The sequence below is a fragment of the Parashewanella curva genome (genome assembly GCF_003675895.1).
GTDB lineage: Bacteria > Pseudomonadota > Gammaproteobacteria > Enterobacterales > Shewanellaceae > Parashewanella > Parashewanella curva.
The window spans coordinates 1-16610 of record NZ_ML014779.1; the positions used below are offsets into that span (position 1 = coordinate 1).

The following is a 16610-nucleotide window of genomic DNA, read 5'->3' on the forward strand; positions in this document are numbered from 1 at the left end:
AAAAAACAAAAATAAGCATCCCAACAAAAAGAAAGCGAGCTTGGATGAAAACAGATTATCTCGAAAAGGTTTTAAAGGCTGGGCTAACTGTAGCGGACGAAATTTAAACACTCGCGCGGTTGCCCTGGAATTAACCTTTATTCATAATCCTTTTAACTGCTCTATAGGAAGGGTAGTCTTGGGGGGCAAGTTTACCTTAGAATCAAGGGGGCAAAATGCCTGCAATACATAAACTATTTGACAAAAAATCTATGCATCTAAAGGCTATTTTGTGCATGGTTGTCTCTCAATTTAGTTTCTTTTTTTCAATGAATTTGTATGCAGCAACGCCCCAAGATCAACCCAAACTAATTTTGACGTCACCTCAATCATTGTGTATTAAACCCAATGAACAAGCATTAGTTAAAATCGAGATTGACAATACCGACTCTCTGCCGAATTTTGAGATCAACGGCAAAAGCTATTATACGGTAACCAACCTCCCTGGAAACTATGAATGGGTTGGTAATGGCTTACTTTACACTAACGACAATCCTGAGCCCAATGACGAGGTAACGGTGATGGCTTATCTGGTCTATTGCCCTAACGATAAACCACCATTTTGCTCAGTTATCAAATCTCAAACCGCCACCATCAAAATAACGGGTGATGATAAGCAATGTCCTAAATCTTCGATTTAATATCTTTTAGCCTCAAACACTCCTTCGATTTGATTGAGCTTGGCAATCAAACGAGTTAAAGCATCTCTGTTGTAGAGCTCTAATTCTAAGTCGATGGTTGCCACCAGCTTTTTGGTATCCACTTTGGTCGACATATTCATCACGCTGGATTTCTCAGAGGCTAAAATACTGGTGATATCCCTTAACAACGCTGTGCGGTCGTTTGCTAACACTCTCAGTTTAACTCTAAAGCCGCCTTTGTAGTTTTCACCCCACACTACATCAACTTCACGCTCTGGAGCGACTGATAACAACTCTTTTAGTTGCTCACAGTCATCTCGATGAACCGAAATCCCACGTCCTTTAGTGATAAAACCAACGATTTCATCACCCGCAACTGGCTGACAGCAACGTGCTAAGTGACTCATTAAGTTACCAACGCCATTCACTTCAACTTTATCACCACGGCGATTGGTGGACTTATGGATTTGGCCTTTTTTCAGAAGATCTTCTACAGCATCAGTCGCATCGCCTTTTTCTTTTGGTGCGTAATAACCTTGAATGTAATTGGTAACTTGATTTAAACGAACATCTCCGCCACCAATGCCTGCCAATAAATCATCAAGGCTAAGCATGTTAAAACGCTTAACAGCGGGTTCAGCATCTTTGATGCTAAAGCCTAATGGGCTTAATTCAGCATCGAGCATTTCTCGACCAGCTTGAGTATTTTTTTCTTTATCTTGATGTTTAAACCAGCTTTGAATTTTAGAACGTGAGCGAGATGATCGGATATAGCCTAAATTCGGATTCAGCCAATCACGCTTAGGATTGGGGTGCTTAGCAGTAATAATTTCAACCTGCTCACCCGTTTGAACCTGATAAGTAAATGGCACAATGCGGCCATCGACTTTAGCACCAATGCACTTATGGCCGACATGGGAGTGAACATAATAGGCAAAGTCCAAAACAGTACAGCCAGAAGGTAAATCAATTACATCGCCTTTAGGGCTGAATACATATACTCTGTCTTCAAAAACCTGACTACGTACTTCATCAACCAAGTTACCACTTTCGGTAACATCTTCTTGCCATTGTAAAATTTTACGAAGCCAATTAATTTTTTCTTCGTAACCACTTTGTTTGCCTGATTGATTGCCTTCTTTGTACTTCCAGTGGGCAGCTACACCTAGCTCAGCATCTTCATGCATTTGCTCCGTTCGGATCTGAATTTCGACGGTTTTACCTTCAGGCCCCACAACAATGGTATGGATAGATTGATAACCATTAGGCTTTGGGTTGGCCACATAGTCATCAAATTCTTTGGGAATGTGATGCCAAAGAGTATGAACAACCCCAAGGGCGCTATAACAATCTTGTAGGCGATCGGTAACAATTCGAATGGCACGCACGTCAAATAGCTCATCAAATTTTAGATCTTTGCCTTGCATCTTTTTCCAGATACTAAAGATATGCTTTGGTCTGCCATAAACTTTGGCCTTAATACCCTCTTCATCTAATTTAGATTGCAAGTGCTCTACAAAGTGAACGATGTAAGATTCACGATCTAAACGCTTTCCATCAAGCTGTTTGGCAATATCTTTGTAAATTTGAGGATGCAGATAGCGGAATGAGATATCCTCAAGCTCCCACTTTAATTGCCCAATACCTAAGCGGTTAGCTAATGGCGCGTAAATATCCCTAATTTCTCTAGCTAAAAGCACACGCGTTTCTTCATCTGCATTTTTGACTTCACGCAATATACAAATGCGATCCGCCAACTTAATTACCACGGCACGTACATCTTCCACCATGGCTAATAACATTTTACGAATGTTATCAATTTGAGATTCTGGCGATTTATTATGAGGCGAGCTTTTTAACGCACCGATGGCATTCATGGTAACTGCACTTTTCACCAATAGCGCAAGCTTTTTACCGTACTTTTCTTCGATTTGCTCTTCTGTTAACTTCTCAGAATTCAACAAAATATACAGCACAGAAGCTTGAAGCGTCTCTATGTCCATGTGCAGCGGTGCGAGAATTTCCACCATTTCTCGAGCACGAGTAAACTCTTCTGCAGATAATGTTGCAGTTTTGCCCTCTTGCGCAGTCAACAATTCACTGAGGAAGTCTTGTAAACCTCTAGCTTCTTGCTCATTTGGCAAGTAGCGTTTAGTCCATTCTTCTAATTGGAATTGATCGTGCTGAAAATGGGTCTCACGAACCGATACCATAGCCCAATTACCTTTTTAATGGTTAAATGCTTATGACTACTTCTTGGAGAAAAGAGCCATTGCTTCAATATGATGTGTCTGAGGAAACATATCAATCATCGCCAACTTCTGCAATTGATATCCATGATCTAAAAGCACTTTTGTGTCACGAGACAAGCTTGAGGGATCGCAAGACACATATAACACTTGATTAGGGCTTAGTTTCTTGAGCCATTGTAAGCACTCAAATGCTCCGGCTCTGGCGGGATCTAATAATAATTTATCAATTTTCCCTAACCATGACTCTGCTGATAAATCAGCACTGAGATCACAATCGTAAAACTCTACATTTTTAAGCCTATTAATTGACGCATTGAATTGTGCTTGTTTTACCGCCGATTTTACACCTTCAACACCAATGACATGAGCGCCTGATTGCGCCAGTGGCAAACTGAAGTTACCCATACCGCAAAATAAATCCAATATGCGCTCACCCGATTGTGGCTGTAACCACTCTAAGGCTTGAGCCACCATTTTTTCGTTTATGCTAGCATTGACTTGAACAAAGCTCCCCGGTGAGAATTGTAAGCGTGAATTGGCAACCTGATAACTAGGAAGTAACTCATCACCATGGATACTTTCAAATTGATTGTCATTCAATTGCAGGATCATGTTTAAGTCATGTTCTAAAGCAAATTCTTTGAGTACATTTTTATCGGATGATGATAAAGCTTCTGGAGTTCGGATGACCACAAAAGCAAGCTTATCTCCTTGTATCAATTCAATATGCCCTAGTCGCTTCACACCTTTTAACTGATTTAGTGTGTCTGCTAACGGCTTAATCAGCCTATCTAAGGTTTCAGGTAACACTTTACAGCTTTCAATATCAATGACATCACGGCTTGCTGATTTTCTAAATCCAACGTTAAGACGATTAGATGCCTTACCGAAGCTGGTAGCCAGTTTGGCACGACGTCGATATCGCCAAGCCTCACCACTGATCATTTCAGGCTTTGGAGGGGTAACCTTAGCGAGCTTTTCCATTAATTGGCTTAATGTGTTGAGCTTATGTTGACGCTGGGCATCGACGTCTAAATGCTGTAAATCGCATCCGCCACATTCTTCGTAATATTGGCAGTCTGGAACAACTCGGTCGGGTGAAGGCACAAGCACCTTAATCAACTTACCTTTGGCGAATTTTTTCTTTTGCTCCACCAATTGCAACTCGACTGTTTCGCCGGATAAGGCCTTAGGAGTAAAAACTACTTTTCCCTGATGATGTGCAACCCCAGCGCCTAAGTGATCTAATTGGTTCATAGTCAAGGTCATTCTCGGTGACATTTTTTTTGATCTTTTAGGTTTATTTGTAAAAAATTGCGCCATATTCGCCTCAAAGTTGATAAAGTAGCGGGGATAAAAAAAATAATTCTAATAAAGGGAAATAAAATAAAGATCATGAGAGGTGCTGAAACCCCACCCAAACATAACTTACGTACTTGGGTATTGATGCTGGCTTTAGTCCCAACGGTGGTAATCGCTATTTTACTCGCCGTTTTTTTCACGGTAAACCGCACAATCGAGTTAGAGCAAAATATTTTATCGAAAACGAGACAGGTTGCAGAGCCTGTAGCTCTAGCAATGGGGTTGGCACTTAAGAGTAAAAATAGGGATGAAGCTAAACGATTACTCACAAGTCTACAAATCAGTGACCCCGAACTTGTAGAATCCATCGCGGTTTTTGACAACAATAATCGTCGCTTCGTTTCTTCACACTACAACAAAGGATTCATCGGGCTGAGGCACGGAGGTTCGTTAGTCACGCTCAATCAAGTTGAACAAGAAATTCACGACAATAAGCTGGTCATCAAAGTCCCTATTTTTGCCATTTCCGATGAAGAAAAACAAGCATATCAACAACCAGATTTGCCAATCGAAAAACCTGAACGCGGCCCGTTACTCGGCTATATATCGGTATTAATGAATGTTTCTGACATTATTGAAGCAAAGCACAGAAACATCATAATTTCTTTCGTAATCATCCTTATTGGGATTCAGCTCAATTTGATGTTCACGATCCGCTTAGTGAAATTTATCTCAGGGCCTATTGATGAACTGTCTATGTTTGTCAGCCGCATTAATAGCAATCAGGAGACAAATGAACTCAGTAAGCAATACATAAGCGAATTAGATTTTCTTAAAAGACACATCGTCACCATGTCTAAAACACTTGCTGCCTCTCAAAACGAGATGCAAACCAACATTGAGCAAGCGACCTCTGATTTAGTTAAGACATTGGAACAAATTGAAATTCAAAACGTCGAGTTAGATATTGCCAAAAAACGCGCTCAAGATGCGAACCAAACAAAATCTGAATTCTTAGCTAATATGTCTCATGAGTTACGTACCCCGCTAAATGGTGTAATCGGATTCGCTAAACAGTTGGCTAAAACGCCGCTTCACAGTAGTCAGCTTGAATATATACAAACCATTGAACGTAGTGCGAATAACTTGCTCAGCATCATCAATGACATCTTGGATTTCTCTAAACTTGAAGCTGGAAAAATGGTTATTGAAATCATCCCTTTTAGTATCAGGGACGCATTAGACGAGACATTAAAATTAATTGCACCTGCTGCTCATGATAAACACCTAGAATTTGTGATTGATATTCACGAGGATGTACCGGATGACGTGAGTGGTGATATGAAGCATCTCAATCAAATCATTACCAACTTAGTCGGAAACGCCATCAAATTTACCGAATCAGGAAGTGTCATGGTTAAGGTAGAATTGGAATCCAGCCACTTAGAGCAAATATTGTTGCGATTTGAGGTTCACGACACAGGTATTGGCATTAAGCCTGAGCATCAAAAACTGCTTTTCCAAGCTTTTAAACAAGCCGATTCTTCTATTTCTCGCCGCTTTGGTGGTACTGGTTTAGGGTTAATCATTACTCAGCGTTTAGTGGAAGCTTTAGGTGGAAATATTAACTTTCAGTCTGAACTTGGTAAAGGTTCTACGTTCTGGTGCATACTTCCACTTGAACGCTGCCAGCTTAGACTGGGTGATTCTCTACCCGTAGCAAATTTAAAAAATAAATCTGTACTTTTGTGTGAGCCTAACCCTCTAGCTGCAAGTGTTACATCAGATATTCTTTCAAGCTGGGAAATGCTTTATCGAGTAGCCACTTCACCTGAAGATGTTACAAATAAACTCGCAAGCAGCCAGAACTTCGATTATTTTATGTTGAGTATTGGAGATACTTGCAACCTGGCTAAAGTTCAAAAAGTTCTACAACTGGCCCAAACTAAAACAGAACGCATCATTTTACTCTTCAATAGTTCAAAGCATGAGAGACTGCTTGGCGACGTACTAAATTACACCGATGCAGTGATTAAAACCCCTTTTACCAGTTTATCATTAGCCAGACAGATGATTTACGCCCAAAAGACCACACAACCCGCTTTTTACAGTAGTCAGGCCGCAAGCCCACAACAAAAGAAGAATCTCAATGTTCTTGCTGTTGACGATAACCCTGCTAACTTAATGCTAATTGATGCACTTCTTAATGAAATAGTAACCAATGTCACTACTGCTTCTAGCGGTGAGAAAGCCATTAGACTGGCGAAACAATATCGATATGATTTGATTTTAATGGATATCCAGATGCCCGATATTGATGGCATTCAGGCTACCCAAAATATAAGAAAAGACTCGCTTAATCGCAATACTCCAATTGTAGCGGTTACTGCTCACTCTATGTCAGAAGAGAAAGAACGAATATTAGCGAGTGGCATGGAAGATCAATTACAAAAACCCATTGATGTTAGTGACTTACAAGAAACAATTGAGCGCTGGGTTAATAAACCTAGTTTTCTCCAATTTGAACGCCATACCCTCAATTGGGAGCTATGTCTTTCACAGGCAGGTCATAAAACTGAATTAGCCCTCGAAATGCTGCAGATGCTTGTAAAATCAATTCCAAATACCTGCGAGGATATTCAAACAACATTTGATGCACAAGAACCTAAATCAATGATTCAAATCATACATAAACTCCATGGTGCCTGCTGTTACTGTGGTGTCCCGACAACCCAAGGGCTTTGCAAACAGATAGAAACGGCACTTAAGGCAGGAGAAAACATTAAGCAACTTGAGCCAGAAATTTTAGAATTAATTGATGAGCTTATCAAAGTGGAGTCTGCAGCTAAGCAAATCATTACACAGATGTCTCCTGAATCGCTATACTCGTGATACTTGACGGTGTAGAATCCCCAAAACAGTGAGGTTGAGCCAACCAGAGCTCTGCCTCCTCCCATAGCGAAGAGTTACATGACTAAAAAAATCGGCTTTTTCAAACGCTTAAAATCCCTAAACCTTCATCAAAAACAAGTTTTTGCCATTGCTTTATGCCAACGCATGTATCCAAACTACGCCCTTTTTTCTCAGGTATGCGAATTTGGTAACCCGCAAGTTTTAAAAACCACCTTAGATTTATTGTGGCAAAAGCAATATGATAGAAAACTAAAATTTAACCTTGAATTGTATTTAGAGCGCTTAGATGAAGTCGTTCCAGAACCTGAAAACTATGATGTCTATGGCGTTTACCCTGCCGTAGATGCTGTCGTTGCTTTAACATCACTACTGAGTGCGATTCAAAGTAAAATTGAAGACGATATCACTAACATCAGTAAAATTTCTTCTAGTACTGTAGCAAGCTATATAGAAGCGACTTGCGAACAAGAATTCGAAACTGAAGAACAAATAGAAGATTACGTCTTTGCTCACCCTGCCATGGATGAAGAAAGAGAAGTTCAAGCTAAGCTGCTAGACGTTATTGAGTCAAACTTCTTGAGCCCTGAATTTATTAAAGAGCTAAGATCTGAAATCGTAGAAAGTGGCATATCTAATATTGGGATTTCTGTTTAGTTTTTTGATTTAAGACGGTCTACTAGTAGTATATCTTCGATTTCTCTACTTAGGCCGTTATTATGAAGTACCTTCTGCTTTTTATCTCTCACATTGCCATCGGCATCATTGGATTCGCTATCGGCATCTATACGCTTCCCATCTTGACTGCTCCCACCAGCCCAAGCTCAGCGGTTATTGAAAAGATGTCTGCAAACTCAATGTATCACACGGTATTTGTTAGGGACTTAACGGACAGCGATGCATTTCACTGGGGAGAGGGTGATATTTCAATCGGGAGAAAGCATATTAGCTTTAAAGGGAAGCTAGCTCCGGGGCCAGATTATAGGCTCTACCTTTCACCCAAATTTGTCGAAACCGAAGCAGATTTCAAACGTCTAAAATCACAAATGGTTTTGGTTGGAGATGTAAAAACCTTTGATAACTTTGTGGTTAACGTCCCTGAAAGTGTAAATCCAAGTAATTACCAAGCCGTAATTGTGTGGTGTGAAACCTTTGGTGAGTTTATTACAGCGGCAAAATACCAATAATTTGGCTTGAACTCACTAATAAGAATAATTAGCGCCTTGAATATGTGACCTTTTCTATTAAGTAGCAGAAGAATAACACAGCTTAAATTCGAGTTCTGTTGAGTAAAACTCAGGTAATAACCGAATGATCCTGCTGCTATCTGAAGGGTAGGATAATTTTGTCGCTTCTAATGATTGAAAATAAATATAAGTATTACCATGTCTACTTATATACCTGCTATCTCCTACATAAACCATGCTGTGAATGAGTTTACCCATATGAGTATGCTGAATGATATCTCCCCAACGAACCGTTAATTCGCTAAAAGAAAGAATTTCAACAAACGGGAGTTGGTCATACCATTCTTTAAAATCCCTATCTAAATAAGCTTGTTTCTTCATACCGAATATCAAATAATTAGCAAAGTGATGACAACAACCATCACTAGGAAACTTAACTCCCTTATTAAAAAGTACTGTTTGACAAACCTGTTCCAAGCCATCTGAAAAAAGCTTATTAAACCGAATCAAAGCTTGAGCCCATGGAGTAGATGCTTGGGCATATGGTAAGGTAACGTACATAATTTTAGTGGCCTGAGCACCACTAACAGATGGTTCAAATTTTGTGCTTAGACTCAGCTTCCATCCGGCTGGAAGTCGTTTATCAAACACTGAAGCGTTTGGGTCTATTTCTGTATGCTTAGAACCGAGAAGATGAAAAGGAATAACCCGAACCTTATATTCCTTTCCCCAGCGACAGTCTCTTTTATTTTCTTCATACTGACAAAATTGAATTTCATGAACTTCATCATTATGCCACTCATCCCAAAGTGGGTTTTTAACCAGTCCACAAGAAAAGTACTCGCCAGAAGTTAACTTGGCTGATGCATTAAACTTACTATCTGCTACAAAATCATAAGTCTGACAATCTTTTGCTACATTGTTGCTCGATGGGAGAATATTGAAGCACCTTACTTAATGTTATTAACACTATTTTCAGAGGCTAGCATCTCTGTGTATCAATTGTACTGATAACTACTTGGAATAATCACTCTGTTCAGCGAAACTTAAACTAGAAGGGCCTGTTGATCTTTCAGGCTTAAATTTTGTGCTATTTGAGCACTTTTCTGTTCAAGGCGTGAGCAGTGAAGCTTAGCCATCTAAGTAAGCTGGTCACAACACAAAACAGGAAGTGCTCAAAAGCATCAGAGACAGCGTAAATTGGTCACTTCTGCTGCGTTATCGTTTGCTTATGTGGAATAACCACACCGCACAAACTCTGCCTTGCATAAGATAACCAATTTAACGCTGCAAAAATAAGCACGAAAGATCAACAGGCCCTAAGCTTCACACTCCTCAGATAAAGCTGTACTGTTCATCTAATGATATAAAATATATCTTTAAATGAGATACCTTGAGACGATTCTCATTCCCAATGAGATTCACCAATTTAACCAAAAATCGCCAATCACTATTTACTGTATATAAAATCAGTATATACTGTTCATTAATACAGTACTATTTTGATTGGGGGTTAGGATGCTCTACCAACTAAACATTCAAAACTTTGCCATTGTAAAATTTCTGGAATTAGACTTTCAGCATGGAATGACCAGCATTACCGGCGAAACAGGCGCAGGTAAGTCCATTGCTATAGATGCGTTAGGTTTATGTTTAGGAGAGCGGGCTGATTCAGGTAGCGTCCGAAACGGGGCTAATAAAGCGGAATTGAGTGCAAGCTTTAATATCACAAACCTACCCCAAGCACAGCAGTGGTTAGCTGAACACGATTTAAATATCGACAGTGAATGTATTTTACGTCGAACCATTAATCACGATGGCCGCTCAAGAGCTTACATCAATGGTAGTCCTGTTCCATTATTTCAACTCAAATGTTTAGGTCAGTTACTGGTTGCCATCCACGGGCAACACGCCCATCACGCCATGCTCAAAAATGAGCACCAACTGACCTTACTGGATGGATATGCCGACCATCAGCCTTTGATCAATAAAGTCCAAAAGCAGTATCGAAACTTCAAAAATATTCAATCTGAATTAAAGCAACTTGAAGCAACACAAGAAGAGCGCAATGCCAGAAAACAGTTAATTGAATACCAAGTTGAAGAACTCAATGAGTTTGATTTAAAAGCGGGTGAATTTGAGCAAATCGAACAAGAACATAAACTGCAAGCAAACAGTGCTGAATTACAGCAAAGTTGCCAACAGAGTTTATCTCTCTTAACTGAAGATGAAACCAATATTGAATCTATGCTAAATCAAGCGGTTCAGTTTGCTGATGGCCTCGCAGAACTTGATCCCAAGTTAAAAGCGGTCACAGAAATGCTCAATGAATCACTCATTCAAGTACAAGAGAGCTGTGGCGAAATCCAGCACTATGTCAATGGAATCGAACAAGATCCTGAGTATTTTGCTCAACTTGAAGAACGACTCACCAAAGCAATGCAGTTGGCACGTAAACACTTAGTTACTCCTGTTGCGTTACCATTACATCACCAAAAATTAAAACAAGAACTCGCTTCACTATCACAAGCAGAGAATAAGCTGGATGATATAAAAGAAGTGTTACAGCAAGCACAATCAGAATATCAATCCGCAGCAAAAAAACTCAGCCAAAGTCGATTACGGTTTGCAAAAGAACTCAATAAATTAGTTACAGCATCCATTCAAGAATTGAATATGCCAAAAGCGAAATTCTATATTGAAGTCAATCATAACGAACAAAGCATGACTGATTTAGGCTCAGATCAAATCGACTTTCAGGTTACCACTAATCCAGGGCAACCATTACAGTCCTTGTCTAAAGTCGCTTCTGGTGGTGAGTTATCTCGTATTGGGCTTGGTATTCAAGTGATCACAGCTCAAAAAGTGTCTACACCCACGCTAATTTTTGATGAAGTAGATGTTGGAATTTCTGGCCCAACGGCTGCTGTGGTTGGTCGTATGCTCCGAACGCTTGGAGAGTCCACACAAGTATTTTGTGTAACTCACCTACCACAAGTCGCGGGCAATGGTCATCAACAAATGCTCGTCAATAAAAAAGTTATAAAAGGAGAAACTGAAACGTCAATGGTGCCACTATCTGAATCAAAAAGAATTGAAGAACTAGCAAGATTACTGGCCAGTGACAAAATCACTGAACATGCATTGGCTAATGCTAGAGAGTTGCTTCAGAAAGCATAAATATACTCGTGATATCTGAAGATGCATCTTCAAGTATCACGAGTATAGACGTCAGTCAGAGCGGTTACGATTCGGCTACTTTCTTGCCATTTTATTTGATGTATGAGCCATCGATTGCTCATACATCAATCGATGGCAACAAAAATATCCTCCCAACGAACTCACTTCTCCAGCGCTTGTGCATAAACAGTTATAAATAAATAGCTTGACTGCACTACCTTTGGCTAAACCAGCTAAGGTAGTTGTTCCAGCTGCAGCTAAAGCATGGCCAACAAAAACAAACAATAAACCACCACCAATTGTCAAGCTGAAGCAACAAATTCCATTGACCATATTTGTTCGATAATCACCATCCCTAATTTTTTCAGCTAAATCGGCATAGCCACTATCATCTAGACATCGGCTTAGAGCTTCTACTGCAGATTTATCAAGCCGATCATACCTAGAACCGTTTTGGGCGAAATTATGGAATAATGAGTAATCTCCACAACGACTTTTAGAAACTTTATACTTTCCTGAAAGATGTAAGTATTCTTCGCTATGCTCATCAACTTTTTGGCAGCTCCAGCAGAATAAGTCTGAAATTGTACTCGTTGAAAGGGAGTGATTGGAAGACATAAAGGTCACCACAGGTTAACTATGGCGATACTTTACTCACTGCAATAATATAAATCATTACTTTTTGATGAAGCTTTATTTAGGTGGGGGGCTCACTCAATTAAGTAAATGCATAAATCATTTGTAGACAAATCAAAGCAAAGACACCTGCCACCACGTCATCAATCATAATGCCAAAACCGCCAGAGACTTTAGAGTCCAGCCACTTAATTGGCCACGGTTTAATAATGTCGAAAAATCGGAATAGAGCAAAGCCAATCAGTAACCATATCCACCCTGCTGGCGCTGCAATCATAGTGATCAATAATCCAGCCACTTCGTCCCAAACGATGGCGCCGTGATCATGAACCCCCATATCTTTTGATGCTTTGTCGCAAATGTAGATACCGACGATAGAAACGATCAAGGTTACGATTAGATATACCGATAACGAAAATTGATTCAATACTAAATAAAGTGGAATTGCTGCTAGAGTTCCAAAGGTCCCGGGCGCCTTAGTCGCAAGCCCAGAGCCAAAACCCAAAGCTAAGAAGTGAACTGGGTTCGATAAGCTTAACTTTCTAACATTTGTGTCTTGAGTAAAGAATGCCATTAGAAGTGTTTGAATCCTTGCTTAACTGGATGATATTTCAATTTACCTTGTTTGAATGTGAGTTCAGACCCTGAAGTTATCTGGCCAATCTTTGTAAACTGAACACCAGTTTGCTTTAACGAAGTAATAAGTGAGCTTTCATTGGCATCGGAAACGGTAAACAGTAACTCATAATCTTCACCACCGGATATGGCATATTCAATCGCCTGCTCTTTACCAACAGACTCTACTAATGCTTCGGACAAAGGCAACGTATCTACATCAATTCTTGCACCAGTTCCTGAAGCTTTATTGATATGATTTATATCAGAGCCTAAACCATCAGATAAATCTATAGCTGAACTAGCAATACCTCGAATGGCCTGCCCAGCAAGTACTCTTGGAGTTGGGCGATAATGTCGTTTTACCAAGTAGTCTTTATATGATTCATTTTCAATTTGCTGTTTATCGAGCAAAATATCCAAACCTAACGCTGAATCACCGATCGTACCGGTAACATATATCCAGTCACCTACTTTAGCACCACTTCTTGTCATTGCCATTTGTGGAGGAACTAACCCATTTACGGTCAGCGTTAAACTCTTTGAACCATGGGTTGTATCGCCACCAACTAGCGCAATGCCGTAATATTCAGAAATCTCATAAAGACCTTTACAGTATCCTTCAAGCCAAGTTTCATCAATTTCAGGTAAAGTGAGTGCAAGCGTCATCCAAGCAGGTTCTGCTCCCATTGCTGCAAGATCAGATAAATTTACTGCGAGTGATTTATAACCTAAATCTTCTGCTTCCATACTCGGTAAAAAATGAGTGCCTTCGACCAACGTATCACAAGAAATAGCAACACTATTACCTTCTGCTGGGTTAACCAAAGCACAGTCATCCCCAATCCCAACAGCAACATCCTTACGCTTAGGACCTAATTCTGCAAAATATTTTTCTATAATTTGAAACTCTTTCAAACTGACTTCCGTTTATTTTAAAAATAAAAAGCATAGACAAAAAAAACGGTATCGTATGATACCGTTTTAATTTATTTTTGACTGGCAGCCAGTTTATCTAGCACACCATTCACAAATTTATGACTGTCATCAGCACCAAATGCTTTTGCCAGCTCAATCGCTTCGTTGATAGCTACTTTAAAAGGCACGCCTTTTTGAAAGGTAAGCTCGAAAGCTCCTAGGCGTACAATCGCTTTTTCAACAGGAGATACATCTTCAACATTGCGATCTAAAAATGGAGCGAAAAGCTCATCTAAGGCAGATGCTTTTGTTGCAACACCTGAGAGCAACTCTCTGAAATAGCTTACATCAACACCTTTAACGTCTTGCTCAGTTAAAAATTGATGCTCTACATCAGCAATGTTATTACCACTTAACTGCCAAGAGTAAATGGCTTGTACCGCAAGACGGCGGGCTTTGCGGCGTTCAGAAGGCTTCATGGGGTTTCCTATTACAATTGTTGCTCATGGAAATTCTCGATCTTATTGGTGTTGGCTAAAAGTCTCTTAGCTAACACCAACACGATTAATCAAGAATCTTTTCCAAATCATCTAAAACATTAACCATTTCCAGCATACCTAGAGCAGCTTCTCCACCCTTGTTACCCGCTTTGGTTCCTGAGCGTTCAATTGCTTGCTCGATAGTATCAGTAGTGATAACACCAAACGAAACAGGAGTATCAAATTCTAACGATACTTGAGCTAATCCTTTATTACATTCACCAGCAACAAAATCGAAATGTGGAGTTCCACCTCGAATAACAGCACCTAATGCAATGATACCGTCAAATTTACCACTAGCAGCTACACGACGTGCAGCAAGCGGTAATTCATATGCACCAGGCACACGAACTACGGTGATGTTGTCATCACTGACATTGCCAAAACGCTTTAAGGTATCAATCGCACCTTCTAACAAACTTTCTACTACAAAGCTGTTAAAACGTGATACTACGATGGCCACCTTGGCATTTTTAGCTTCAATCTTACCTTCAACTAGGTTCATTATATTACCTTTGACGTATTCGACGGGCTGAAAATTGGCGCAATGATACCATAATTCCAACCCCTGTTTTCAAATTAAAAAATATTATTCTGACACATACTCAGTGACTTCTAAGCCAAAGCCTGAAAGTGAATGATAACGCTTAGGTGAGCTTAACAGACGCATTTTGCTAACGCCCAATTGCGCTAATATTTGCGAGCCTACACCCACTCGGCGTGATGTACCTTCCCACTTCGCTGCTGGCGGTAACTCACCTTTATCTTCCAATTCAAAGGCTTTTACTTTTTCAAGCAAATCGCTACCAGACTCATGATTTCCTAGCAGAACTAATACACCGTCTTCCTGTGCAATTCGTTCCATAGCTTTGTCTAATGGCCAGCTACGGCTTTGATTTCGCTCTGAGAAAAGCAAATCGTTAAAAGTATTTTGTAAATGAACACGCACTAAGGTGTTATCTGTAATTTCACCTTTCACTAGTGCAAAGTGAGGTTGGTTATCAATGGTGTCTCGGAAGGTCACCATTTTGAACTCACCAAAGCGTGTTGGAAGTTTGCATTCTGACTCACGGACAACCGTGGTTTCTTTGGTGTTACGATATTCAATCAGATCCGCAATAGTACCTATCTTAATATCGTGTTTCTGGCTGAACACTTCAAGCTCAGGACGACGAGCCATTGTGCCATCTTCATTTAAGATTTCTACGATCACACCTGATGGCTCAAGCCCTGCAAGCCTAGCTAGATCACATCCAGCTTCAGTATGGCCAGCACGAACCAACACGCCACCTTCTTGTGCCATCAGAGGGAAAATATGACCAGGTTGAACTAAGTCTGCAGCTTTTGCATCTTTCGCGACAGCCGCTTGAACCGTTACCGCTCTGTCATGAGCAGAAATACCCGTGGTCACACCACGCGCAGCTTCAATAGAAACCGTGAAATTAGTAGCAAACTGAGCATTGTTATTGCTCACCATCAAGGGTAGGTTTAATTGCTCGCAACGTGCTCTCGTCATGGTTTGGCAAATAAGTCCTCGACCATAAGTTGCCATAAAGTTGATGGCCTCTGGAGTCACAAGTTCAGCGGCCATGATCAGATCGCCCTCGTTCTCTCTGTCTTCATCGTCCATCAAGATAACCATTTTACCTAAGCGAATATCTTCAATGATTTCTTCTATGCTGTGTAACGCCATGTTAAGACCTTTACTTCATTAGATTTTTTGAGTGGGTTCAACGTATAAATCCAGCTTTAGCTAGAGTTTCTATGGTTAAACCGGATTCAGTTTGAGTTTCTGTAGATGCTTGCATCAATCGCTCTAAGTAGCGAGCAATCTGATCTACCTCAATATTAACTTTATCGCCTGCCTGTAAATCGATAAGTGTTGTTTCATCTGCAGTATGAGGCACTATGGTTAGCCTAAATTTTGCACCTTGCACTTCATTTACCGTCAAGCTTACACCATCAATAGTGATTGAACCTTTATGGGCAATATATCTTGCCAACTCACTTGGAGCTTTAAGCCAAAACTCAATGGCTTTACCACGATTCTCACGTTTAACGACATGAGCGATACCATCGACATGGCCAGAAACCATATGTCCGCCAAGGCGTGTTGTTGGTGTTACAGCTTTTTCTAAATTGAGCTTTTCACCCACTTGGTAACGGTCAAAGCCTGTCAAGGCCACTGTTTCGGCTGATACATCAGCAACATAACCGTCCGTATTTAATGACACCACAGTCAAACAAACACCGTTAGTTGCAATACTGTCACCTAATTTTACATCCGAAAGATCAAGCTTGCCGCTTGATACGGTAAGCCTAATATCATCACTATTACGGTCTATATGTTTAATGTGGCCTACGGCCTCGATAATTCCTGTAAACATAGTT

The 16610-nt window shown here is 40.3% G+C and carries 16 protein-coding genes; 6 read left to right on the forward strand and 10 right to left on the reverse strand.

The genetic code is table 11. From position 1 onward, the window contains the following. Positions 1 to 232: hypothetical protein (locus D5018_RS21980; protein ID WP_207819278.1), on the forward strand; the 232-nt coding region annotated here is incomplete at its 5' end. Beyond that, on the forward strand, positions 216 to 680 hold the full coding sequence (locus D5018_RS11085) for a hypothetical protein (protein ID WP_121839073.1): 465 nt from the start codon (positions 216 to 218) through the stop codon (positions 678 to 680). The genes D5018_RS21980 and D5018_RS11085, both read left to right, overlap by 17 nt. Here the strand turns inward: D5018_RS11085 and relA are convergent. Beyond that, a complete protein-coding gene (gene relA, locus D5018_RS11090) occupies positions 677 to 2893 on the reverse strand; it encodes a GTP diphosphokinase (RefSeq protein WP_121839074.1) in 2217 nt (738 codons plus the stop codon). The genes D5018_RS11085 and relA overlap by 4 nt on opposite strands. A gap of 36 nt (positions 2894 to 2929) precedes the next feature. After that, the gene (rlmD, locus tag D5018_RS11095; RefSeq protein WP_121839075.1) at positions 2930 to 4255 is read right to left on the reverse strand and encodes a 23S rRNA (uracil(1939)-C(5))-methyltransferase RlmD; all 1326 of its coding nucleotides are present in this window, start codon (positions 4253 to 4255) and stop codon (positions 2930 to 2932) included. 72 nt (positions 4256 to 4327) lie between these two features. Between rlmD and barA the strand changes: the two genes are divergently transcribed. The 3 genes from barA to D5018_RS11110 all read left to right on the forward strand — a co-directional run bounded on the left by barA (position 4328) and on the right by D5018_RS11110 (position 8331). Continuing rightward, entirely contained in the window at positions 4328 to 7126 is a 2799-nt protein-coding gene (barA, locus tag D5018_RS11100) for a two-component sensor histidine kinase BarA (RefSeq protein WP_121839076.1), read from the forward strand. A 78-nt stretch (positions 7127 to 7204) separates the two neighbouring features. Beyond that, positions 7205 to 7801: a YjaG family protein gene (locus tag D5018_RS11105; RefSeq protein ID WP_121839077.1), complete on the forward strand. Its 597-nt coding sequence runs from the start codon at positions 7205 to 7207 to the stop codon at positions 7799 to 7801. Positions 7802 to 7863: 62 nt separating this feature from the next. Then, entirely contained in the window at positions 7864 to 8331 is a 468-nt protein-coding gene (locus tag D5018_RS11110) for a DM13 domain-containing protein (protein ID WP_121839078.1), read from the forward strand. Positions 8332 to 8388: 57 nt separating this feature from the next. On the opposite strand, the gene D5018_RS11115 is transcribed toward D5018_RS11110, so the two are convergent. Further along, complete coding sequence (locus D5018_RS11115; RefSeq protein WP_121839079.1) at positions 8389 to 8982, reverse strand: hypothetical protein; 594 nt, start codon at positions 8980 to 8982, stop codon at positions 8389 to 8391. Between the two features lie 867 nt (positions 8983 to 9849). Between D5018_RS11115 and recN the strand changes: the two genes are divergently transcribed. Further along, positions 9850 to 11511: a DNA repair protein RecN gene (gene recN, locus D5018_RS11120; protein WP_121839080.1), complete on the forward strand. Its 1662-nt coding sequence runs from the start codon at positions 9850 to 9852 to the stop codon at positions 11509 to 11511. A gap of 75 nt (positions 11512 to 11586) precedes the next feature. On the opposite strand, the gene D5018_RS11125 is transcribed toward recN, so the two are convergent. The 7 genes from D5018_RS11125 to D5018_RS11155 all read right to left on the reverse strand — a co-directional run bounded on the left by D5018_RS11125 (position 11587) and on the right by D5018_RS11155 (position 16606). Next, the gene (locus D5018_RS11125) at positions 11587 to 12129 is read right to left on the reverse strand and encodes a hypothetical protein (RefSeq protein WP_121839081.1); all 543 of its coding nucleotides are present in this window, start codon (positions 12127 to 12129) and stop codon (positions 11587 to 11589) included. A 100-nt stretch (positions 12130 to 12229) separates the two neighbouring features. Then, the gene (locus D5018_RS11130) at positions 12230 to 12721 is read right to left on the reverse strand and encodes a phosphatidylglycerophosphatase A family protein (protein ID WP_121839082.1); all 492 of its coding nucleotides are present in this window, start codon (positions 12719 to 12721) and stop codon (positions 12230 to 12232) included. Beyond that, complete coding sequence (gene thiL / locus D5018_RS11135) at positions 12721 to 13680, reverse strand: thiamine-phosphate kinase (protein WP_121839083.1); 960 nt, start codon at positions 13678 to 13680, stop codon at positions 12721 to 12723. Before thiL ends, D5018_RS11130 begins: the two co-directional genes overlap by 1 nt. 71 nt (positions 13681 to 13751) lie before the next feature. After that, the gene (gene nusB, locus D5018_RS11140) at positions 13752 to 14159 is read right to left on the reverse strand and encodes a transcription antitermination factor NusB (protein ID WP_121839084.1); all 408 of its coding nucleotides are present in this window, start codon (positions 14157 to 14159) and stop codon (positions 13752 to 13754) included. Between the two features lie 85 nt (positions 14160 to 14244). Beyond that, a complete protein-coding gene (ribH, locus tag D5018_RS11145; protein WP_121839085.1) occupies positions 14245 to 14724 on the reverse strand; it encodes a 6,7-dimethyl-8-ribityllumazine synthase in 480 nt (159 codons plus the stop codon). Positions 14725 to 14808: 84 nt separating this feature from the next. Beyond that, positions 14809 to 15912 carry a bifunctional 3,4-dihydroxy-2-butanone-4-phosphate synthase/GTP cyclohydrolase II gene (gene ribBA, locus D5018_RS11150; RefSeq protein ID WP_121839086.1) on the reverse strand — a complete coding sequence of 368 codons (1104 nt, stop codon included), beginning with the start codon at positions 15910 to 15912 and terminating at the stop codon, positions 14809 to 14811. Between the two features lie 37 nt (positions 15913 to 15949). Beyond that, positions 15950 to 16606: a riboflavin synthase gene (locus D5018_RS11155; RefSeq protein ID WP_121839087.1), complete on the reverse strand. Its 657-nt coding sequence runs from the start codon at positions 16604 to 16606 to the stop codon at positions 15950 to 15952. Between the last annotated feature and the right edge of the window lie 4 nt (positions 16607 to 16610).